The following is a 21,035-nucleotide window of genomic DNA, read 5'->3' as shown; positions in this document are numbered from 1 at the left end:
CTCTGGGGGCCCGGGTGCGAGAGTGGCGGTCATCGCGACCACGTCCGCGCCCACATCCGAGAGGATCTTCCGGCGAGGCCTCGCTGCGGGCGCCGTGCTGCTCGCGCTCTACGTCGGGCTGTCGTTCGCCAACGACCCTCGGGGCTTCCTGGGCACCGACACCGGCGGCAAGGTGGCCACGCTGCGCGTGATGGACGCGCGCCACCGGCTCGACCCCGACGTGGGCTACTGGGCGGCGCGCTGGGACCCCGATGGCCGGGTGCACCCGCTCTACTACACGGCGCACATCGGCCGGCAGTGGGTGAACGCCACGACCCTGCCGGTGCTCTACGCGGCACTGCCGCTGTACCACCTGGGCGGCTACCGGCTGGCGCTGCTGGTGCCGATGCTCGGCGCGGTGGCGGCCGCGTTCGCGGCGCGCGCGATCGCGCGGCGCCTCCACCACACCGACGGGTGGCTCGCCTTCTGGGTCGTCGGCATCGCGTCGCCGATCGCGATCTACGCCCTCGACCTCTGGGAGCACACGATCGGCGTGGCGCTCGTGGCGTGGGCGGTCGTGTTCCTGTTCGACTCGGTGGTGGACGACGATCGGCGCGGGGCGATCGTCGCGGGAGTGCTTCTCGGCGCGGCCGCCACGATGCGCACCGAGGCGCTCGTCTACGCGGCGTTGATGATCAGCGGCGCGTGCGCCGTCCTTCTCACCCGGCGTCGCCTCGGGGTCGCGGTCGCCACGGGCCTCGTCGTGGTGGCGGGGATGGCGGTGCCCCTCCTCGCCAACCAGGCGCTCGAGCGGGCGGCGGCCGGCGGCGCGATCCGATCGTCGCGCACCGTCACGTTGGCGACGGGTTCCAAGCGCTCCGACGCCGCCGTGCGCGTCCAGGAAGGCCTCCTCACCCTCTCGGGTCTCACCGCCGACCTCGAGCGGCGCGCCGAGCTCACGGGACTGATCCTGCTCGGGCTGCTGGTGGTCTTCGCCCGTGCATCGGCGGACCCCGGCCAACGCCGGGTGACGGCCGTGGCGGGCGCGGGGGTGGCGCTCCTCTACCTGGTGCGCCTCGGCAAGGGCCTCGGGTTCGTGCCCGGCCTGGTGGCCACCACGCCCATCGCCGCCGTCGCGCTCGTGTACGGCTGGACCCGCGAGCGACGTCCGGCGACCGTGCTCGCGTGCGCCGCGCTCCCGCTCGTGTGGGCGCTGCAGTACACGGGCGGCGCACCCCCGCAGTGGGGGGGCCGGTACCTGCTCGTCTCCGGCCTGCTCCTCGGCGTCGTCGGCGTCGTGGCTCTCGCGCAGCTCCCAACCTGGGCGCGGGCTGCGTTCATCCTGACCGCGGTGACGATCACCGGCTTCGGTCTGGCGTGGACCTCGGTGCGCACCCACGACGTCGCGCGCGCGTCGCGCCTCCTCACCCGGCAGCCGGAGCCCGCGCTGGTCTTCCGGGAGGCCCACCTCGCCCGCGAGGCCGGGGCGTTCTACGACCCGACGCGCCGGTGGCTCACGGCGGACAGCCCGCAGAACCAGACGCGCGCGTTCGACGTGCTGCGCGCCGCGGGCATCGACGTCGTCGGCGTCGTCGACATCGAACGCGGCCAGGCCGACGCCGACGTGGTCGGATGGCGCGCCCGAGGCCGCCGTCACATCCGGCTGTTCTCCGACGTCGATCTGCGCGTCACGACCTACGTCTCCGGCCCGTGAGGCGGGGCTTAGCGCGATGCGACGACGAAGTCGCCGATTCGTCGCACTTTGCCGAAGTGCAGCGCCTCGAGCCGTGCGCGGTCCTGCACGCGTGCGATGACGACGTCGACCGCCGCCGCGTTCCGACGCGACGGCGCGGGAGCCAGTCCGCCCGGGTAGGTGTCTCGAGGCGCAGCGAACGGCAGCGGGAAGAGGTACGCCTGATGCCGCTGCATGAGATGCGCGAGCGGTTGGTTGAGAGCGCTGACCACACCGCCGGGTGGCACCGCCTTCAGCGCGGCGGCGACCGCGGAGCTCCGGCCGGACGCGCGCACGACCTGCCAGACTTGCACCGACGCGGGCGCGTCGGGCGAGAGGGGCCCGCTGATCGCGGCGGCGACGACGGCCCCGGCGCCCAGCAGACCGCGCAGCGACCCCTGGGGGAGGCGGCTCGTGGCCAATGCCGCAATCGCACCGCCGACCACGAGGGGCACGAGCGGCGCGCCGTAGTGGAACCACGGAAGGTGCGTGCCGGCCCAGCGGGAGAGCAGCACGGGCAGCCCCGCGACCACGATGGCGGCGAGCCAGCGGGCACGCAGGACGGGCAGGAAGCCCACGGGCAGCAGCCAGTAGACGAGGCTGTCCAACGGGTCCTGCGACAGCAGCGCACGCACCGCCCGCCAGGGGTGGAGGGCGGCATCCACCGGGCTCGCGCCCAGGTGGCCGTAGTACGGCTTCCAGGTTCCGGGGTTGCCCAGCAGGTCGGGGACGACGGCGCCCGCGGCGACCGCGAGTGCGCCGAGCACGAGCAGCCGGCGCCGGACGTCGGGCGCGGCGACGATCGCGATCCCGATGAGGACGCAGCCCAGATCGGCCCTGCACGCGACGACTGCGAGCGCGGCCCATGTCATCAGCCTGCGGTCGCCGCGACGCGCGCCCAACAGGCACCACGCGACGAACGGGGTCGCGAGCGTCGATGGATGGAAGTCGAACACGGCCGCGGCTGCGAGCGGCGCGCTCAGCGCAACCGCGAGCGTGGCGAGCCCGCGGGGCACGCCCTCGTCGCGCGCGAGTGCGCGCAACGGGAGCACGGTGACGCCAAGGCAGATCGCCTGCGCGCCGAGCAGCCACGCGGGTGAAGCGATCAACCGGTACGGGGCGGCGAACAGGATCAGCACCGGTGAGAGGTGGTCGGAGAAGAGATTTCGCTGGATCAGTGAGATGTCGGGCGCCCGGCCGCGCGAGAGGAGCCACGCGCCCTGGTCGAAGACACCGAGGTCGAAGCCGCCCGACCAGAAATGGACATGACGCAACCAGGAGACGGTGAAGAACGTCGCGGCCAGCACGCCGGCGGCGACCAGGCCGCGCCGGTCACGCACGGGTGCTGATCGCCCAGGCTGCCAGCGGCAGGCCGGCGATGACGGAACGCGAGGTGTTGATCCACGACACGGTGATCTCCGGCGCGAGCACGGCCATCAGCGCGAGGAGCACCACGAGGTACGCCCGGACGTGCGGCGCCCCACGGGCGCGCCAGGCGCCGACCGCGATAGTGATCGCGAGCAGCAGTCCGACCATGAGCCCGGGAGCGGTATCGGTGCTGTGGATCCACCCCGAGAGCGGGCTGCCGAACTGGGACTCGGTGGAGATCGACGCGTGCAGCGCGTGGTTGACCGACGTGACCCATCCCATCAACACGATCGCCGGCGCGGCTACCGCCGCGAGTCGGGCGCGCCCGGGCATGCCCGGGGTGAGGGCCAGCGCGGGCGCGGCGAGGAAGGCCGTCTCCTTGGCCAGCGCCGCGAGCACGAGCGCGACGACGAGCAGGGCCCATCGCCGGTGCGCGGCAGCGGCGAAGGCCAGCAGGGTGAGCGCCAGCGCGAGCGTGTCGGAGAGCCCGAGCATGAGCGACACGACCACGCCCGGCGTGGCGGCGACGACGAGGGGGAGCCAGGGCCGGGCGCCGGGCAACGCACCCAGCGCCGCCGCGCTCAACCCGACCGAGAGCAGCCCGATGGCGGCGAACGCGAGGATCAGCCGCCTTCCCCCGTGGGGCGCCAGCGCCCACCCCACGAGCGGGAAGAGGATCCGGCGGTAGCGGTAGCTCGGGTCCTTCAGGTAGCGCGCCGTCTCGCGGGGCCGGAACGGCTTGCGGGCGATGGCGTAGAACTGCTGGCCGTCGTGCCCGGCGTTCGGGGTGACGACCAGCCCGGGCACCTCGCGGGCCAGGAGCCCGAGCGACGGGCCGACGGCGCCGGGGCCCACGAGCGCGCTCAGGTCGCCCTGATGCAGGGCCCAGGCGGCGGGCCAGACGCTCGCGAGCAGCACCGTGGCCACGACGACGAGAAGGTGCCGGCGGAGGGCCGGGTTGCCGCGGGGGACGGAAGCCGGCACGGGCGTCCAGGTTGCCACGGGCATGCGGTCCTATCGGCGGACTTCGGAGGAGGGTTCACCGCTCGCGGCCTCCAAAAGGGAACGTGTGTTCGTCGCCGGAGGCCGGTAGGGTGACGAACGTGAGCGACAAGCTTGTGATTCGCGGGGCGCGCGAGCACAACCTGAAGAACATCTCGCTCGAGCTGCCACGCGACCGGATCATCGTCTTCACCGGCCTGTCGGGGTCGGGCAAGTCGTCGCTCGCGTTCGACACGATCTACGCCGAGGGGCAGCGCCGCTACGTCGAATCGCTCTCGGCCTACGCCCGGCAGTTCCTCGGGCAGATGGACAAGCCCGACGTCGACTTCATCGAGGGCCTGTCGCCGGCCATCTCCATCGACCAGAAGTCGGCGTCGCGCAACCCGCGTTCCACGGTCGGCACGATCACCGAGATCTACGACTACCTGCGGCTCCTCTACGCACGCATCGGCGTGCCGCACTGCCCGAAGTGCGGCTCGGTGGTCACCCGCCAGACACCCCAGCAGATCGTCGATCGCATCCTCGAGCTGCCCGAGGGCACCCGGTTCCAGGTGCTCGCGCCGGTGGTGCGGGGCCGCAAGGGTGAGTACGAGGGCCTGCTCGACGACCTGGCCAAGCAGGGCTTCGCCCGCGCCCGCGTCGACGGGGAGACCGTCGACCTGGCCGAGGCGCGGGCCCGGCGCCTGGGCCGCTACGAGATGCACACCATCGAGGTGGTGGTCGACCGCCTCGTGCGGCGGGCGGGTGTCGAGCGGCGACTGACCGACTCGCTGGAGACCGCGCTGCGACTGGCGGAGGGCGTCGCCGAGGTGGAGATCGTCGGCCCGCGCGACGCCGACGGCGAGGGGAGCGACGCAGGCAGTGCCACGCTCACCTTCAGCCAGCACCTCGCATGCCCCAACGACGGCACGTCGTTCGACGAGCTGGCGCCGCGCAGCTTCTCGTTCAACTCCCCGTACGGCGCGTGCCCGCACTGCGACGGCCTCGGCACGCGGTTCGAGGTCGACCCCGAGCTGATCGTGCCCAATCCCGACGTCACCGTCGACGAAGGCGCGATCGCGCCGTGGGCCGGTGCGCGGGGCGAGTATTTCCACCGGGTCCTGTCCGCGGTCGCGGAGAGCTACGGGTTCCGCACGTCGACGCCGTGGAAGAAGCTCAAGAAGGCCGAGCAGAAGGTGATGCTCTACGGCTCGGGCACCCGCCAGGTGCACGTGCAGTACCGCAACCGCTACGGCCGCACCCGCTCGTACTACACGCACTACGAGGGGGTGGTGCCCTACCTGCAGCGCCGCCACACCGAAGCCGAGTCCGACTGGGCGCGCGAGCAGATCGAGGGCTACATGCGCGAGGTGCACTGCCCCGAGTGCGACGGGGCGCGTCTCAAGCCCGAGTCGCTCGGCGTCACCGTCGACGGTCGCAACATCCACGAGGTGTGCGACCTGTCCATCGGCAAGGCGGCCGAGGTGCTCACCGGCCTCAAGCTGTCAGCGCGCGACCGCATGATCGCCGAGCGGGTGATCAAGGAGATCAACGCGCGGGTCCGGTTCCTGCTCGACGTGGGCCTCGACTACCTCTCGCTGAACCGCTCGTCGGGCACGCTCGCGGGCGGTGAGGCGCAACGCATCCGCCTCGCCAGCCAGATCGGGAGCGGGCTCGTCGGCGTGCTCTACGTCCTCGACGAGCCGTCCATCGGCCTGCACCAGCGCGACAACCGCAAGTTGATCGACACCCTCGTGCGCCTGCGCGACCTCGGCAACAGCGTGATCGTCGTCGAGCACGACGAAGAGACGATCCGGGTCGCCGACCACGTCGTCGACATCGGGCCCGGGGCCGGTGAGCACGGCGGCGAGATCGTGGTCTCGGGCTCCGTCGCCAACCTGGTGAAGAGCCGGAAGTCGATCACCGGGCAGTACCTGTCGGGCAAGCGCTCGATCCCCGTGCCCGCCATGCGCCGCGAGCCCGGCGACGACTGGCTGATCGTGCGCGGCGCCCGCGAGCACAACCTCAAGAACATCGACGTCGAGCTCCCGCTCGGGTGCTTCGTCACGATCACCGGCGTCTCCGGCTCGGGCAAGTCGACGCTCGTGAACGACATCCTCTACCGGGCGCTGATGCAGCGGATCTACCGGTCGAAGGTCGTCCCGGGTCGCCACCGCACGATCGAGGGCGACGAGCTGCTCGACAAGGTGATCAACATCGACCAGTCGCCGATCGGGCGCACGCCGCGCTCCAACCCGGCCACCTACACGGGCGTGTTCGACTCGATCCGCAAGCTGTTCAGCCAGACGCAGGAGGCCCGGGTGCGCGGCTACCTGCCGGGGCGGTTCTCGTTCAACGTCAAGGGCGGGCGCTGCGAGGCATGCGCGGGCGACGGCACCATCAAGATCGAGATGCACTTCCTGCCCGACGTCTACGTGCCGTGCGAGGTGTGCAAGGGGGCCCGCTACAACCGCGACACCCTCGACATCATGTTCAAGGGCAAGAGCATCGCCGAGGTGCTCGACCTCTCGTGCGAGGAGGCGGCGGTCTTCTTCGCCAACCAGCCCACCATCGCCCGTCACATGCAGACGCTCGTCGACGTGGGCCTGGGCTACGTCCGGCTGGGGCAACCCGCCCCCACCCTGTCCGGGGGCGAGGCGCAGCGGGTGAAGCTGTCGGCCGAGCTGGCCAAGCGCTCGACCGGCCACACGATCTACATCCTCGACGAGCCCACCACCGGCCTCCACTTCGAGGACATCCGCCGGCTCCTCACCGTCCTCACGCGGCTGGTCGACCAGGGCAACACCGTGCTGGTGATCGAGCACAACCTCGACGTGATCAAGACCGCCGACTGGATCGTCGACCTCGGTCCCGAGGGCGGCGACGGCGGTGGGTCTGTTGTGGTCGAGGGCCCACCGGAAGTGGTGGCGAAGACCCGCGATAGCTACACCGGGCAGTTCCTGGCCCCGATGCTGGCCGCTGACCTGCGTCGTTAGGTCGAATGACCTATTGGTCCAGGTGAAAACCCACCGGTAGGGTTTGAGTGCAGGTACGTGCTGCCGGCTGACGGACTGGGGCTTGAGGGGGGAGACCGGCGCAGTCGGATGCGCGCAGAGCACGATGTTACGGGTATGAGCCATTCGACCTATTCCACCGGGATGCGCAGAACCAGTACGTTCCGGTCGCTTTCAACAATCACCGAGCACCAAGATCGGTGCGATACGGGGGACGAGTCGTGAACCTTCAGTTGCTTTGGCTCCACATCCAGCTGCGGCTGCACCGGGACGACAAGGGGGCCAGCTTGGTCGAGTACGCGCTGCTCGTCGCCCTGATCGCCGTCGTCTGCATCGCCGCCATCGCCCTGATCGGGAACTCAGCCTCGACCAAGCTGAGCACGGTCGGCAACTCCATCGACAACACGGGCAGCTGACAGTCGGAGCTTCGTCGGTCACCCGACGAAGCTCCCGTGCGCCCGGCGGTCGCCTCGCCTGAGGGCACCGAGCCGGGCTATGGCCCGAGGGCGCGCCGGTGGGGCGCAATACTGGAACCGTGCGGCGCGCCGCGAGACTGCTGCTCTACCTCTCCACCGCGGCCGTCGTGCTCGCGTTGGGCAAGGTGCATGCGCGCTACATCGGCGGCTACGACTACACGGGCTCGCTGCGCTTCACCTGGTCGTTCGCCTACATCGGGCTGCTGTGCTTGGCCGCGTACGGCGTGGGCCTGCCCGACCTCGCCCGCACCGGGAAGGTCGCGATCGTGTCAGCGGTCTTGGCCATCATCACCGCCGCGCTCGGCATCTCCGCTCTCCAACTGCTGATCGGCTCCGCTGAGCTGCCCCGGTTCGTGGTGTTCGGCGCCGCGCTGGCGCTCGTGCCGATCTACCTCGCGCTCTCGGTGGTTTCCGCAGGGGGCCGGGCGCGGGCCGAGGGCCGCGATCGGGTCGTGCTCGTCGGCGCGGCCGACGAGGCCGCCAGCCTGCAGGACGACCTCGCCGGCCAGCCGGAGCGCTCGGCCACGCTGTCGGCGACGCTCTCCCCCGAGGCCGCGCGTTCGCACGATGCGCGGGTCAAGCCCCTGGTCGAGGCGGTCGTGCGCGTGGGCGCGAGCGTCGTGGTGCTCGACCGCGAGGCGCAGGCGGACGAGTCGATCGTCGCCCAGGCTGCGACGCTGCACGAGCACGGCCTCCGCATCCGCACGCTGACGTTGTTCTACGACGAGTGGCTGGGCAAGCTGCCTCTCGCCGAGCTCGAGCGGGTGTCGCTGATGTTCGACATCGGCGAGATCCACCAGGCCCGCTACGGGCGGGTCAAGCGGATGGTCGACGTGACCGTGGGTGCGCTGGGGCTGATCGGCCTCATCATCGTGACGCCGGTCGTGGTCGTCGGGAACCTGATCGCGAACCGCGGGCCGCTGCTCTACCTGCAAACGCGTGTCGGTCGCAACGGACGCCTCTTCGAGATGGTGAAGTTCCGCACGATGCGGAGAGGCGAGGGGACCGACTGGACCGACCCGGGCGACCCGCGGGTGACACCGTTCGGGCGGTGGCTCCGGCGCACGCACGTCGACGAGCTGCCGCAGGTGCTGAACATCCTGCGCGGCGACCTGTCCACCGTGGGCCCACGGCCCGAGCAGCCCCGCTACGTGAAGGAGCTGATCGACAAGATCCCCTTCTACGACCTGCGCCATCGGGTGCGCCCCGGGCTCACGGGCTGGGCCCAGGTCAAGTACGCCTACGGCGCGTCCGATTCTGACGCCATGGAGAAGCTGCAGTACGAGTTCTTCTACCTGCGCCACCAGAGCCTGTCGCTCGACCTGAGGATCCTCGGCCGCACCGTGCGCAGCGTCATCGGGCTCGGCGGCAGATAGCGTCGCTGAACGAACGACTTCATGACCGGGACGCTGCTCGTCAGGGCCGATGGTGGTGGGCCCATGGGTGCGGGCCACGTGATGCGCCAACTGGCGCTCGCCCAGACTTGGGCAGGGCGCGACGGGCGGGTGGTCCTCGCCGCCGCGAACCTGCCCGGCGCACTCGCGACCCGTTGGCGCGACTCGGGGTTCGAGGTGAGCCGGCTTCAGGGCGACCCCGACCGCGATGCCGCCGCCCTGCTCGACCTCGCGGCGGTCGAGGCGCCGGACTGGATCTCGTTCGACGGGTACCACTTGGGTCCGACGCGTCAGAGAGAGGTCGCGCACGCGGGGTACCGGCTCCTGGTGGTGGACGATCACGGCGCGCTCGGCCGCTACTTCGCCGAGGTCATCGTCGACCAGAACCTGGGTGCGACCGCGACGGACTACGCCGAGCGGCCCGCGGGCTCCGTGTTGCTGCTCGGTCTCCGCTACGCACTCCTGCGCCGGGAGTTCAGCCACGACTCGCCGGCGCGGTCGATGACTTGTCGCGAGCCGTTGCGCCTTCTCGTCACGCTGGGTGGGAGCCCAGAGGTCGCGTTGCTCGACGTCATCCGGGCCGGGGTGGGTGCGGCGCGATGTGCGGTCGAGCTGGTCGAGATCGGGTCCGGCATGCCCGTCGCCGACGTGGCGGCGTTGATGGCATCGTGCGACCTCGCCGTGTCTGCCGCGGGGTCGACGTGCTGGGAGCTCTGCGCTACCGGGCTTCCCGCTGCGCTCGTGGTCACCGCACCCAATCAGGCGCCGGTTGCCGCACGCCTCGCCGCCCACGGTGTGGCACTGAACCTCGGACCGTCCACCGAGCTGACGGCCGCGTGCGTCGCCGAAACCGTGGAGGGTCTCGCTCGCGACCCGGAGCAGCGAGCGGTCATGGCGGCGCGGGGACGGGCGTTGGTCGACGGCCGCGGCGCGTCGCGTGTTGTCGCGGTCATGCGGTCCCGCCTCCTCGCGCTACGAGCTGCGGTTGCAGACGACGCCCGCCTGTTGTGGGAATGGGCGAACGACCCCACTGTGCGCGCGGCTGCGTTCTCGCAGGACCCGATCCCGTGGACGAGCCATCAGGCCTGGATGAGGGAGCGCCTCCGCGATCCGGCGTGTCGCATCTACATCGCCGAGCGACACGGCCGCCCGCTGGGCCAGATTCGTTTCCAGCCGAAGGGGCCGGCTCCCGGCCGTACCGAGGTCGGCCTGAGCGTGGTCGCCGGCTCCCGTGGCGAAGGTTGGGGCTCGGCCCTGATCATGGCGGGGGTGGCGCGCGTGCGTGAAGAAGGCTTCAACGAACCCCTCCACGCGCTGGTGAAGCGCGACAACGTCGCTTCCGCGCTGGCGTTCGATACTGCGGGTTTCGAGCGCATCACAGACCTGGACGACCCCGACGGGGTCCTCCACCTCGTGGCGGGTCCCGGTCAGGCTGGTCGTGATGCGTCGTAGGCACTGGGACGGGAGCTCCGATGACCGGCGCGCGTGACGTCATCGAGATCGGTGGCCGCCTCGTCGGGCCCGGCCATCCGGTCTTCGTGATCGCCGAGCTGTCAGCGAACCACGCCGGTGAGTACGAACGTGCCGCCGACCTCGTTCGATTCGCGGCGGAGGCCGGGGTCGACGCGGTCAAGCTCCAGACCTACACGCCTGACACGATGACGATCTCCAGCGACGACGATGTCTTCCGCGTCGGGGAGGGAACCGAGTGGGCGGGGCGCAGTCTCTACGACCTCTACACCGAGGCACAGACGCCCTGGGAGTGGCACGAGCCGCTGAAGGAGCTCGCCGAGAACGTCGGTCTCCAGCTGTTCTCGTCACCCTTCGATCGTCGCGCGCTCCGCTTCCTCGACGAGTTGGATGTGCCCGCGATCAAGATCGCGTCGTTCGAAATCGTCGACCTGGCGTTGGTCCGCGCGGCCGCGGAGACTGGACGGCCGCTCATACTCTCCACCGGCATGGCGACGAAGGCGGAGATCACCGAGGCCGTGTCGGCGGCGCGGGCGGCCGGTGGCGAACAGATCGCCCTGCTTCGGTGCAACAGCGCCTATCCGGCGCCTGCCGCGGAGATGGACCTTCGCACCATCCCCGACATGGCGGCGGAGTGGCGCGTCCCGATCGGTCTGTCCGACCACACTGTGGGCCTCGCGGCCGCGATTGCTTCCGTCGCCCTGGGCGCTTCGCTCCTCGAGAAGCACGTCACCCTCTCGCGTTCCGAACCGGGCCCTGACCGCGCCTTCTCGCTGGAACCGCACGAGCTCACGATGATGGTGGACGCCGTTCGCGAGGCCGAGCAGGCGCTGGGCACCGTCCGCTACGGGCCGTCCGAGCACGAGCACGCGAGCCTCGCGTTTCGCCGGTCGTTGTTCGTCGTGGAAGACGTCACCGCGGGCGAGCGCTTCACGACCGACAACGTGCGCTCGATCCGTCCCGGTGCTGGATTGGCTCCCAAGCACCTCGACACCGTGCTGGAGCGGCGGGCGGCGAGGGACCTGCGACGGGGGACGCCCCTCACCTGGGACGCCGTGGGAGAGTGACGCGGTGAACCGGTGAGCGCGAACGTTGTCCGAGGCGACGAGATTGGGCCTGGCCTCGTGCCGGGCGTGTCCGTCCTGCTTCCGACGTTGAACGAGCGCACCTTCATCCGCGATTGCCTCGACTCGCTTCTCGCTCAGGATTATCCGAACCTCATCGAGATCCTCGTCCTCGACGGTGGCTCCACTGACGGCACCGGCGATGTCGCAGCCGGCGACGGCGGAGTCGTGCGCGTGATCCCGAACGGGGGCATCACCGCGGCCGCGGCGATGAACGTCGGCATTGCTGCGGCCAGGGGCGAGATCGTGGTGCGCGCCGATGCGCACACGTTGTACGAGCGGGATTACGTCAGTCGCTGCGTCGACGCGCTCGAGGCGGGGCCTGCCGTGGTGGGCGGCCTGATGCGCGCGGTCGGGACGACCAACTTCGGCCGCGCGGTTGCGGCCGTCACGTCGCATCCGGCCGGCGTCGGGCCCGGTCGCTTTCACTACGCACGGGATGCCGCCGATGTGGAGACGGTGTACCTGGGCGCCTGGCGACGGCAGACCGTCGAGGAGGTCGGTGGATTCGACGAGCGGCTGCAATGGGGGGCTGAAGACCAGGAGCTCAACTACCGGGTGCGGCGCGCCGGTGGCCGTATTCGGCTCGATCCTTCGATTCGTTCGTGGTACTTCCCCCGGTCGACGCCCCGAGCGCTCTGGCGTCAGTACTACAACTACGGCCTCTGCAAGGCCTCGACGCTGAAGAAGCACCGCACGCTGCCGTACTGGCGGCCCCTCGCACCGGCTTCGATGGTCGTTGTCGTGACCGGCGCGACCGCTTGGGCGATCTGGTCCCGTCGACCGGCGCCGGCGATGGTCCCGACCGTCTACTTCCTCGGCTTGGTCGCGGTCGCGTCGCGCGTGGCGACCGACCCGGGCGTCGCGCCGCACCGGGCGCTGGCGGCGCTCGGCATCTGCCACTGGGCGTACGGCCTCGGCCTCTGGTCGGGTGTCTGGCGGATCGTGACCGGGCGTCCGTTCGACCACCGGCCGCGGCAGCATCGCTGATGCCGCTCCCGAACGCGGCGCGGATGGAGGAGTACGCGCGCAAGGGCGTGGAGCTGGTGTTGCGCCAGCTCGCAGTCGCACCCGAGCAACGCGCCGCGAGGCGGCTGCGGAGCGGGATGGGCCTGACCGACGGCCGGCCGCGGGTGCTCATCGTGAGCCCCCGCGACTGGGCGGCTCACGTGCAGTACGAGGCGGTGATCGCCCACGCGTTGCGTCGGCGCGGGGCGCACGTCGAGTTCCTCACCTGCGGCGGCGGGCTCGAGGTGTGCGACCGTGCGAACACCTACGAGGCGCCACCAATGCCGTGCACGACGTGTCGCCGCTACGTGGAGGGGTCGATCGCCGCGCACGGCTTTGCGATGCGGACGATCCGCGACGGTTGGTCCGGCGACGATCCGGGGGAGTGGCCCGAGCTCGACCACGTCCCAGCCGCGGACCTCGGCGCGGCCGAGGTCGACGACCTCCCGCTCGGGCGGGTGGTCGACATCCCCCTCAAGTGGTTCCTCTGCGCCGCCGCGCTCGAGGACGATCCGTTGGCGGGACTGACAGGACGGGCCTTCCTGCGGTCCGCCCGCCGCATCGCCCAGGGCGTGCAGCGCGCGCTCGACAAGATGCAGCCCGACGTCGTGCTGCTCCTGAACGGCCTCTTCCTGTTCGAAGGCGTGACCTGGGCGATCTGTCAGCAGCGGGGCATCGACGTCGTCACCTATGAGCGGGCGTTCCTGAAGGAGACGCTCGTGTTTCACCGGGGCACACCCGCGGGCTTCTACGACTTCACCGCCGAGTGGCCGGGCGAAGACCGCCCGCTCACACCTCCCGAGGATGCGGAGCTCGACGAGTACCTCGAGCGACGTCGGCGCGGTGCTGCCTTCGACCAGTTCTGGGCGTTCCGCGACCATGCTGTCGAGCGACGGGGCGGACGTTTGGTCACGCTCTTCACCAACCTCACCTGGGACACCGCGGTGGTCGGCCGCGACGTCGCCTTCCCCTCGATCCGGACGTGGCTCGACGCGGTGGTCGATGCCTTCGCGCGCCGTCCCGACCACGAGCTCATCGTCCGGGTGCACCCGTCGGAGCAGCGGCTCCCGGGCAAGCGGACGCGCGATTCGCTCGAGGAATACATCCGCCGGCGCTATCCGGCGCTTCCGCCCAACGCCTCGGTGGTAGGTGCCGACGACCTCACCAGCTCCTATCCCCTCATGGAGGCGAGCGACTTCGGCCTGGTGTACACGTCGACCACGGGCCTGGAGCTCGCGCTCAGCGGCACGCCGGTCGTCGTGTGTGGAGATGTCCACTACCGGCACAAGGGCTTCACGGTCGACGTCTCCAGCCCCGGCGAGTTCGTCGACGCCCTCGATCGCCTGCTCGTCGATCCTTGCGCGGATCGCCCCGACGTGGAACGTGCGCGCCGCTACGCGCACTTCTTCTTCTTCCGCGCGCCGGTGCCGGCACCCTACGTGGTCGAGCCGCTTCCGGGGTTGGCGCGCATCACCACCGACGACGCCGCCGACCTCGATCCCGGCAAGAACGCGGCGCTGGACCGCATCTGTGACGGCCTGCTCAACGGCACGTCGTTCGTCGGGGTGTGATCGCGGCGCCAGCCGGTCAGGCGCGTCCGATTGCAAGGTCTCGCAAGTCGCGCAACTCTCCCCTGGACATCGACCAGCGGGTGGCCACGAGCGCGTAGGCGGCCGCGCCAGCCAGCGCGCCGGCGAAGAGCGTGGCCCGCGAACCGAGCGGGAGCGCGACGATCCCGCCTGCGGCGAACGCGAGGGCCAGGGTTGGCAGCACGACCGGTGCCAACGTCCGCCGGACGAACTCTCCCGCCGGGATACCGCTCTCCCGGAGCACGTTGCGCGCCAGGGCGGGGGTGAGGACGGCGGCTCCTACCAGCGTCCCCTGCAACACACCCACCACGCCGACGACGTGCACGAGGATGANTTCACCACCACCGCGATCGCCGCCGGCCGCAGGACCAGCCCCGCCTCTCCGAGCCCTTGGAGCGCGTTCGAGCCAACCTGCAGCGGCGCGGCGACTCCGATGGAGAGTAACGCAACCGCGATCAGCCCGGCCGCTGCGTCGTAGCGGGTACCCACCCACACGTGGACCAGCGGCGTCGCGAGCACGATGCCGCCCATGACGAGGGGCATCGTCACCAGCAGCGAGTACTTCGTGCCCCGCTCGACGAGCTCCCGGAGAGTGCCCGCGTCGCCTCGCGCGCGCAACCACGCCGCGCTCGGGATCACCGCGTACGAGGAGGCCGCGAGGATGGCGCTCGCGGCATTCTGAACCTGGATCGCGATCTCGATCAACGCGACCGCGGCGGGACCGAACACGGCTCCGACGATGAAGCGGTCCATCGTGCGGTGCAGCACGCCCGTCGCGTTGAGCAGGCCGACCGACCTCCCGTAGGCGATGAGCCCTCGGCCCTCGAGCCGGTCCGGCGCGGTGAGGCGTACGCCCAGATGGCGATAGAGGAGGACCGCTCCGATGATGGTGCCCACCGCAGATGCCGCAAGGCTCGCGGCGGCGACGGCGCGGAGGCCGCCGACCTGAAGGGCCACGACCGTGGTTACCACCGCGACGGTCGTGCGGCGGATCGCGTCGGTGGCGCGCGAGAGATCCAGGCGCTGCAGGCCCTCCAGACAGGCCATGGTCGCGGCGGTCAGGAGGTCGAGCAGTGCCTGGCAGGCGAAGAGCAGAACGGCCGCTTCGAGCTCAGGCCGCAGACGAGCGGGCGCGCCGAACACCGAGGGGAGCACCGCCGCGCCGACGGATCCGAGGAGCAGAGCGCTGACGATGCCGAGCACGACGTAGATGCACAGGGCGCTGCTCACGACCCGGGCGAGACCGCGCTCGTCGTTCTGCGCAGCCCGGTCGGCCACCGCCCGCGTCGTCGCGATCCCGAGCCCGATGTCGGCAAGAGAGAACCAGCCGGTGATCGCAGAGAAGGTCTGCACCAGCACCCAGAGGCCGAACACGGTCGGGCCCAACCCACGCAGGAGCAACGGTAGGCTGACGGCTGCAACGACCATCGCCCAGGCGTTGCCCGCACCCGTTGCCGCCGTGTTGAGCAGCACGCGGCGCCGGAGGGGGAGATGATGTTCAGTCAAGCGACCGTTCCAGGGATCCGATGATGAGTGACGATGCGACGTCGAGTCGGTGATCTCACTCCATTCTGGACGAGGTGGACGTGCAGCTAGGTGAATCGGTCGTCGCGCTTCGTCGTCGAGGCCGGCGGGGCAGCCGCGGCATCCGGCGCGTCGTCGATGGAGCTCGAGGCTTGAGCCCCTCGGTCACCCTGGCCTGGGCGGCTCGAAGGGCGACGGGCACGCTTCCTCCGCGTCACGAGAACTCGAGCTTCACGTGGGCCATCGCCGACCATCGCACGACGACGATCGCGTGGCTCCACAACTACTGGTCCGACGCCTACGGCATCGACCGTCCGCAGCTCAGCGCCGAGCTGTTCGACCGGTCGGGCGCGTCGGTCGCGCGCTGGAGCGTCGACCTCGAGCCCGACGAGACGACCAGCATCGACGTGCGTGAACAGTGTCGATCGCATGGTGTGTCCCTTCCGTTCGAAGGCCAGCTACTGCTGCGGCTGGCCGACGACAAGCTCATGGCCGGGCGTCCGGTGCAGCTCTTCGCCGAGTACGAGCGCGACGACGGCGAGAGCACGGGAGTGCACGGCCAGTACGGCGAGATGGAGATGCCGGCGGCCCAAGTGGTGAGCGCCATGCGCGTTGATGCTCGCGGCGGCAATCGCACCGCGGTGATCCTGATGAACCCGTACAACGGTCCCGGTGGCCCGACTCCGATGCGAGCCGACCTCACCGTCCTCTCGGCCGACGGCCGGCATCAGCGGGCGCGGCTTCCGGCGCTGGCGCCGCGCGCGACCCGTCACGTCTACGTCGACGAGGTCTTTCCCGATCTGGCCCGGTTCCTGGGTGACCAGCCCGGACACCTTCGCCTCAAGCTCCCGTGCCCGAGCTCCCGCGTGTCGACGTCGGTGGAGTACGACGACGGCAGGTGCATCGCCAACCACGGCACGGTCGATCGCGTCTTCGATCAGGGCGCGGGCCGCCCGGTCGAGTCGGCGGAGGCGGGCCCGGTCGCGAGCGCGTTCGTGATCTGCGACGACCAGTGGGAGACCGAGCTGACCTTTCCGAACGTGTGGGGCCCGGTCGCGGGTGCCTATGAGGCCCAGATCGACGTGTTCGCCGGCGATGGCGCGCATCTGGTGACCCACGCGGTGCACGTTCCACGCGACGGGCTCGTTCAGGTGGCGATGACATCGGTCCTGCGCGACGCGGGCGTCGCGCTTCCAGTCGTCGCCCACGCGCAGGTGAGCGTGCGACCGGAAGCAACGGTCGATGAGTGGCCCGCGGCCTTCGACATCCTCGTGGGTCTGCTGCGGGGCGACCAGCTCGTCGGCGAGGTCCAGGTCGGCTCCGACTTCTACAACGCGGCCGTACCCGCGGGAGTGCGCTGGCCCGACATCCGCCGGACACGCGTCTTTGGGCGTGTGCGGCTCGGCGGTGGGCTGCGTACGCGCGTCTTCCTCAGCCACCCGATGGCCGGCATCGACGGCGCGTCGATCGCGCCCGCGCGGCCGCAGCTCACGTTGGTGTCGTCCGACGGCACGCGCAAGCTCACGCGCGAGGTCGAGATCCCGGTCCACGGCTGTCTGCTCGCGGACGTGACCGACCTCTTCCCGGAGGCACCACAGTTCCTCGGCGAATCCGGCTCGGGCACGTTGCGAGTGCGCGACACCGGCGCCCGGCTGTACGGCTTCTACTACGTCGAGTCAGACCGCGCCCGCACCGTGCCCGTGTGTCATCTCATCGGAGGATGAGCACCGCGCTGCTCGAAACCGTGGCCTGCGCGGTGTGCGGGTCGACGTCGGCGCGTCCGGCTCGAGTTCGCGCCCCGCGTGACGACCATGCCCGAGAGCTCGGCCTTCCGGGCGGTCGCAGCCGGTGGGTCGTGTGCGAGGACTGTGGGCTGGTCTATCAGTCGCCCCGACTCGGTGTGGCTGCGGTCGGCGACCTCTACGCCGGTGGCGACTACCACGAGATCCGGGGCGCTCTCGACTGGGCGGGCGGTCAGGCGCAGTTGCACGACCGGCCGGGTCGGGCGCTCGACATCGGTTGTGGCGTCGGCGGGGCGATGGTCGATCTCCGCGATCGCGGGTGGCAGGTCGTCGGCGTGGAGCCCGATCCGGTGCTGGCGGAGGTAGGTCGGACACGCTTCGGGCTCGAGGTGCGAAGCGGGTTCTTCGACGGCACCACGTTTGTTGACGGCGAGTCGTTCGACCTGGTGTACAGCTGCCACGTCTGGGAGCACCTCGCCGCACCCCGCGAGACTTGCATGGCCGCGCATGAGCTGCTCGCAAAGACGCGCGGCCATCTGCTCATCGTGGTGCCGACCTTCCGCCGGGCGCGCACCCTGGCGTGGTCCTGTTTCACCGCGCCGCACACGTACATGTTCACCGAGGTGTCGCTGGGCAACCTGCTGGAGGCGAGCGGGTTCGACGTGGTGCTCCATCGTTATGCTGCCGGCGCCGACACCGAGCTTTGGTTGCTCGCTCGGGCGAGAACCGGGCCCGCCGCCTCGGGCCGCGTGACCCGGCGTCGCGAGTCGCCCGCAGCCGTGCAGCGCGAGCTCGCCACCGTCCCGCTCCGCGCCCCTCTGGGGCTGCCGGGTCGGCTCGGCGATCACGCGCGCACGCTGATGGCGGACCCCACGGAGTTCACGGCCCGGCTCACTCGCTGGTCGCGGAGTCGCCTCGCCCGGGTGCAGTCCGCGCTTCGGCGGTAACCGGGCTCGCGTCAGCGCCGCTCGAGCAACCACCAGGTGACGTCGTCCCAGCCGTCGCGACGGCTCAGGAAGCCCGTGTCGGTCATCGTCAGATCCGGAGACGCTTCACAGAACAGTCGTCCGTAGTCGCGCTTGAAGAGCGCGCCTTCCTGACTCCGGTAGGCGACCTCGGTCGGCTCCGGCGCGAAGTACTCGCCGCAGAGAACCCAGCGCCGCGAGCAGCGAACCATCTCGCCCATGACCTGCGAGAGGGTGTCGTCAGGTTGATGGATGAGAACGCCCATGGTGAAGACCAGGTCGAACGCCCGGTCGCGGAATGGCAGCGCGCGGGCGGGTGACTCCACCGCCCGGGCGGACGGCACGCGCGTACGGAGGCCGCGGAGCGCACGCGTGTTCACGTCCACGCCAACGACGAGCCGGTAGGCCGCGTCGTCGGCGATCCACTCGAGGTTGCCGCCGATGTTGCAGCCCACCTCCAGCACCCGCGTCATCCGTCGCTCGCGCAGCGCGCTCGCCCAGAACGCACGGCGATGCGAGAAATCGGTGTTGCGATCGACGTAGTCGTCGCCGAAGTCGCCGCTCCAGAGACCCTCGAGGCGACGGGCCTCCGGCGTGGTGCTCGCTCGATCGGTCATCGTGTGGGCTCCTGGGTGCTCGGGCGGGTCAGAGGCGCACGGGGAACCGGCGCTCCTGCAGGAACAGCTTGGCTTCCCTGGGTGTCTGCTCGGTGAAATGGAAGATGCTGGCGGCGGCGACGGCTGCCGCACCCTCGTCGAGGGCCGCTGCGAAGTGGTCGTAGCTGCCGGCGCCGCCGGACGCGATCACCGGGATCGAAACCCCACCGGCCACGCGGCCGAGCGTCTCGAGGTCGTAGCCCGTCATCGTGCCGTCGCGGTCGATCGACGTCAGGAGGATCTCGCCGGCGCCCAGCGCTTCGACTTCCTGGGCCCACTCGAGTGGATCTCTCCGGGCGGTCACCGTGCCCGAGTGCGTCCACACCGTGGTCGTGCCCGCGTCATCGGTGCGGGTGTCGATCGACACGACCACGCACTGCGATCCGAATCGCTCCGCCGCCCGACGAACGAGGTCCGGCGTCACGGCCGCCGCTGTGTTGATCGCCACCTTGTCTGCGCCCACCCGCAACAGGCGGCGGACGTCGTCCAGCGAACGGACGCCTCCACCGACCGTCAGCGGCATGAAGCACTCGTCGGCCAACTCGTCGATCAACTCCACGTCGGGCGCGCGACCCTCGAGCGTGGCGGTGACGTCGAGGAACACGAGCTCGTCGACACCTCGGAGGTTGTAGACCTTCACGGCCTGCATGGCGCTGCCGATCTGCCGGCGGGAATCGAACTGCACGCCTTTGACGAGGCCGAAGTCCTTGTAGAGAAGCGTGGGGATGATCCGGACCTTGAGCATCGCGATCGTCAGAGGGCGAGGAACCTGCGGAGCACCTCGAACCCGCGCTCCTGACTCTTCTCGGGGTGGAACTGCACGGCGAGGATGTTGTCGCGTTGGATCGCCGACACGAACCCGCCGCAGTACGGCGTGGTGGCGACCACATCGGTGTTGTCGTGGCACGCGACGTGATAGCTGTGCACGAAGTAGAAGTCGCCGGCGGGCGGCATGCCTGCGAACAGCGGCGACTCACGCGCCGGTACCACCTCGTTCCATCCCATGTGCGGCACCCGCGGGTCCTCCGGTGTCGGCCGCAGCCGGCACACGTCGGCGTCGATCCAGCCCAACCCCGGCGTCTCGCCTCCCTCGTGCCCTGTGGTGGCCAGGAGCTGCATCCCCAGGCAGATGCCGAGGAACGGCACCCGGTTGCCGAGCACCTCGTCGTCGAGGGCCTTGTCGAGCGCGCGATCGCGGAGGTTCGCCATCGCGTCGGGGAACGCACCGACGCCGGGCAGGACGATGAGGTCGGCGGCGGCCAGATCCGTCGGCTCGTCAGTGACGAACGGCGCAGACGAGCACTCCTCGAAGGCGCGTCGCACCGAGTCGAGGTTGCACATGCCGTAGTCGACGATCGCGACGCGCTTCATCGACGTCGATCAGCCGGGGACGTTGTCGTAGTTGACCTTGACCAGGTTGCCGCCGGCGTCGTGCACCGGTTGCCCATGGCGATCGCACACGAAGAGCTTCTTGTTGGTGAAGCGGTCGCAGACCCCGTGGAACTGCTCGAGCGTCATGTCGATCTCGGCGAGCACCTCGTCGAGGGGGTAGCCGAGATAGCTGGAGGGGAACTTGCCGTCGTGCGCGCGCACCAGGTCGATCGCATCGGCGCGCGAGAGCCGGCCTCTCCGCACGTGCATGCACGCGTGATCGGACGCCCGCCCGAAGCCGTACTTGAGGAACTTGAAGTAGTCGTGGATGCCGGTGTGCACGTTGTCGAGGTTCTCGTAGTTGACGAGCGATCCCTCGACCGGTCGGGGATAGGTCTCGAAACCGTGTGCCTGTGAGAACAGCGCGTTGCTCAACCCGTCCCATCGCAGGTAATGGCCGAGGAAGATGCCGGTGACTCCGACTCGCCGCAGCTCTTCGTCGGTGGGGTAGGTGTATTGGATCAGGTGGCGCGCCTCGATGCCGGCGTGCCCGACGAGGTCGGAGACGCGGAGCCCGAGGAGGCCACCGAACTCCTCGAGCCAACGCCGCGTGAGGACTTTGTCCTCGGCCGCGGCGGCAGG

At 70.5% G+C, this 21,035-nt stretch carries 17 protein-coding genes and 1 pseudogene (1 of these 18 cut by a window edge); 10 read left to right on the top strand and 8 right to left on the bottom strand.

Annotation, left to right across the window (positions count from 1 at the left end; all coding sequences use genetic code 11):
* Nucleotides 1-22: 22 nt before the first annotated feature.
* Nucleotides 23-1,693, top strand: coding sequence for a hypothetical protein (locus tag E6G06_15715; protein TML88768.1), 1,671 nt, complete (start codon nucleotides 23-25; stop codon nucleotides 1,691-1,693).
* A gap of 8 nt (nucleotides 1,694-1,701) precedes the next feature.
* Here E6G06_15715 and E6G06_15710 read toward each other — a convergent pair whose 3' ends face one another.
* Nucleotides 1,702-3,051 (bottom strand): DUF2079 domain-containing protein, encoded by a 1,350-nt coding sequence (locus E6G06_15710; GenBank protein TML88767.1) that lies wholly within the window; start codon nucleotides 3,049-3,051, stop codon nucleotides 1,702-1,704.
* The gene (locus E6G06_15705; protein ID TML88766.1) at nucleotides 3,044-4,087 is read right to left on the bottom strand and encodes a hypothetical protein; all 1,044 of its coding nucleotides are present in this window, start codon (nucleotides 4,085-4,087) and stop codon (nucleotides 3,044-3,046) included. The genes E6G06_15710 and E6G06_15705 overlap by 8 nt, the downstream gene beginning before the upstream one ends.
* Nucleotides 4,088-4,182: 95 nt before the next feature.
* Here E6G06_15705 and uvrA point away from each other — a divergent pair, with 95 nt between their 5' ends.
* The 7 genes from uvrA to E6G06_15670 all read left to right on the top strand — a co-directional run bounded on the left by uvrA (nucleotide 4,183) and on the right by E6G06_15670 (nucleotide 14,117).
* The gene (gene uvrA, locus E6G06_15700; GenBank protein TML88765.1) at nucleotides 4,183-7,056 is read left to right on the top strand and encodes an excinuclease ABC subunit UvrA; all 2,874 of its coding nucleotides are present in this window, start codon (nucleotides 4,183-4,185) and stop codon (nucleotides 7,054-7,056) included.
* Between the two features lie 218 nt (nucleotides 7,057-7,274).
* A complete protein-coding gene (locus E6G06_15695; protein TML88764.1) occupies nucleotides 7,275-7,490 on the top strand; it encodes a Flp family type IVb pilin in 216 nt (71 codons plus the stop codon).
* Nucleotides 7,491-7,609: 119 nt separating this feature from the next.
* Nucleotides 7,610-8,926, top strand: a complete 1,317-nt coding sequence (locus E6G06_15690; protein ID TML88763.1) for a hypothetical protein — start codon at nucleotides 7,610-7,612, stop codon at nucleotides 8,924-8,926.
* A 21-nt stretch (nucleotides 8,927-8,947) separates the two neighbouring features.
* Nucleotides 8,948-10,396: a GNAT family N-acetyltransferase gene (locus tag E6G06_15685; GenBank protein TML88762.1), complete on the top strand. Its 1,449-nt coding sequence runs from the start codon at nucleotides 8,948-8,950 to the stop codon at nucleotides 10,394-10,396.
* A 20-nt stretch (nucleotides 10,397-10,416) separates the two neighbouring features.
* A complete protein-coding gene (gene pseI, locus E6G06_15680) occupies nucleotides 10,417-11,481 on the top strand; it encodes a pseudaminic acid synthase (GenBank protein TML88761.1) in 1,065 nt (354 codons plus the stop codon).
* A gap of 12 nt (nucleotides 11,482-11,493) precedes the next feature.
* Nucleotides 11,494-12,528, top strand: coding sequence for a glycosyltransferase family 2 protein (locus E6G06_15675; protein TML88760.1), 1,035 nt, complete (start codon nucleotides 11,494-11,496; stop codon nucleotides 12,526-12,528).
* Nucleotides 12,528-14,117 (top strand): hypothetical protein, encoded by a 1,590-nt coding sequence (locus E6G06_15670; protein TML88759.1) that lies wholly within the window; start codon nucleotides 12,528-12,530, stop codon nucleotides 14,115-14,117. The genes E6G06_15675 and E6G06_15670 overlap by 1 nt, the downstream gene beginning before the upstream one ends.
* Before the next feature lie 16 nt (nucleotides 14,118-14,133).
* Here E6G06_15670 and E6G06_15665 read toward each other — a convergent pair whose 3' ends face one another.
* Together E6G06_15665 and E6G06_15660 are read right to left on the bottom strand one after the other, a co-directional pair.
* On the bottom strand, nucleotides 14,134-14,460 hold the full coding sequence (locus tag E6G06_15665) for a hypothetical protein (GenBank protein TML88758.1): 327 nt from the start codon (nucleotides 14,458-14,460) through the stop codon (nucleotides 14,134-14,136).
* Nucleotides 14,415-15,641, bottom strand: a complete 1,227-nt coding sequence (locus E6G06_15660; GenBank protein ID TML88757.1) for a hypothetical protein — start codon at nucleotides 15,639-15,641, stop codon at nucleotides 14,415-14,417. Before E6G06_15660 ends, E6G06_15665 begins: the two co-directional genes overlap by 46 nt.
* An 80-nt stretch (nucleotides 15,642-15,721) precedes the next feature.
* Between E6G06_15660 and E6G06_15655 the strand changes: the two genes are divergently transcribed.
* Nucleotides 15,722-17,383, top strand: a complete 1,662-nt coding sequence (locus E6G06_15655; protein TML88756.1) for a hypothetical protein — start codon at nucleotides 15,722-15,724, stop codon at nucleotides 17,381-17,383.
* Complete coding sequence (locus E6G06_15650) at nucleotides 17,380-18,348, top strand: class I SAM-dependent methyltransferase (GenBank protein ID TML88755.1); 969 nt, start codon at nucleotides 17,380-17,382, stop codon at nucleotides 18,346-18,348. Before E6G06_15655 ends, E6G06_15650 begins: the two co-directional genes overlap by 4 nt.
* An 11-nt stretch (nucleotides 18,349-18,359) precedes the next feature.
* On the opposite strand, the gene E6G06_15645 is transcribed toward E6G06_15650, so the two are convergent.
* The 4 genes and pseudogenes from E6G06_15645 to E6G06_15630 all read right to left on the bottom strand — a co-directional run.
* Nucleotides 18,360-18,983, bottom strand: a complete 624-nt coding sequence (locus E6G06_15645) for a methyltransferase domain-containing protein (protein ID TML88754.1) — start codon at nucleotides 18,981-18,983, stop codon at nucleotides 18,360-18,362.
* 28 nt (nucleotides 18,984-19,011) lie between these two features.
* Nucleotides 19,012-19,767, bottom strand: a complete 756-nt coding sequence (gene hisF / locus E6G06_15640) for an imidazole glycerol phosphate synthase subunit HisF (GenBank protein TML88753.1) — start codon at nucleotides 19,765-19,767, stop codon at nucleotides 19,012-19,014.
* An 8-nt stretch (nucleotides 19,768-19,775) separates the two neighbouring features.
* Entirely contained in the window at nucleotides 19,776-20,393 is a 618-nt protein-coding gene (gene hisH, locus E6G06_15635; GenBank protein ID TML88752.1) for an imidazole glycerol phosphate synthase subunit HisH, read from the bottom strand.
* 9 nt (nucleotides 20,394-20,402) lie between these two features.
* Nucleotides 20,403-21,035: pseudogene (locus tag E6G06_15630) on the bottom strand (N-acetyl sugar amidotransferase) (it continues 490 nt past the right edge of the window).

This window comes from Actinomycetota bacterium, assembly GCA_005888325.1.
GTDB lineage: Bacteria > Actinomycetota > Acidimicrobiia > Acidimicrobiales > AC-14 > AC-14.
This window is presented reverse-complemented; position numbering and strand designations above follow the sequence as displayed.

Excerpts from the sequence above, each read along its gene's own strand:
- hisF (TML88753.1), bottom strand. The coding sequence starts at position 19,767 with ATGCTCAAGGTCCGGATCATCCCCACGCTTCTCTACAAGGACTTCGGC.
- hisH (TML88752.1), bottom strand. The coding sequence starts at position 20,393 with ATGAAGCGCGTCGCGATCGTCGACTACGGCATGTGCAACCTCGACTCG.
- E6G06_15650 (TML88755.1), top strand. The coding sequence starts at position 17,380 with ATGAGCACCGCGCTGCTCGAAACCGTGGCCTGCGCGGTGTGCGGGTCG.
- E6G06_15685 (TML88762.1), top strand. The coding sequence starts at position 8,948 with ATGACCGGGACGCTGCTCGTCAGGGCCGATGGTGGTGGGCCCATGGGT.
- E6G06_15705 (TML88766.1), bottom strand. The coding sequence starts at position 4,087 with ATGCCCGTGGCAACCTGGACGCCCGTGCCGGCTTCCGTCCCCCGCGGC.
- E6G06_15645 (TML88754.1), bottom strand. The coding sequence starts at position 18,983 with ATGACCGATCGAGCGAGCACCACGCCGGAGGCCCGTCGCCTCGAGGGT.
- E6G06_15670 (TML88759.1), top strand. The coding sequence starts at position 12,528 with ATGCCGCTCCCGAACGCGGCGCGGATGGAGGAGTACGCGCGCAAGGGC.
- pseI (TML88761.1), top strand. The coding sequence starts at position 10,417 with ATGACCGGCGCGCGTGACGTCATCGAGATCGGTGGCCGCCTCGTCGGG.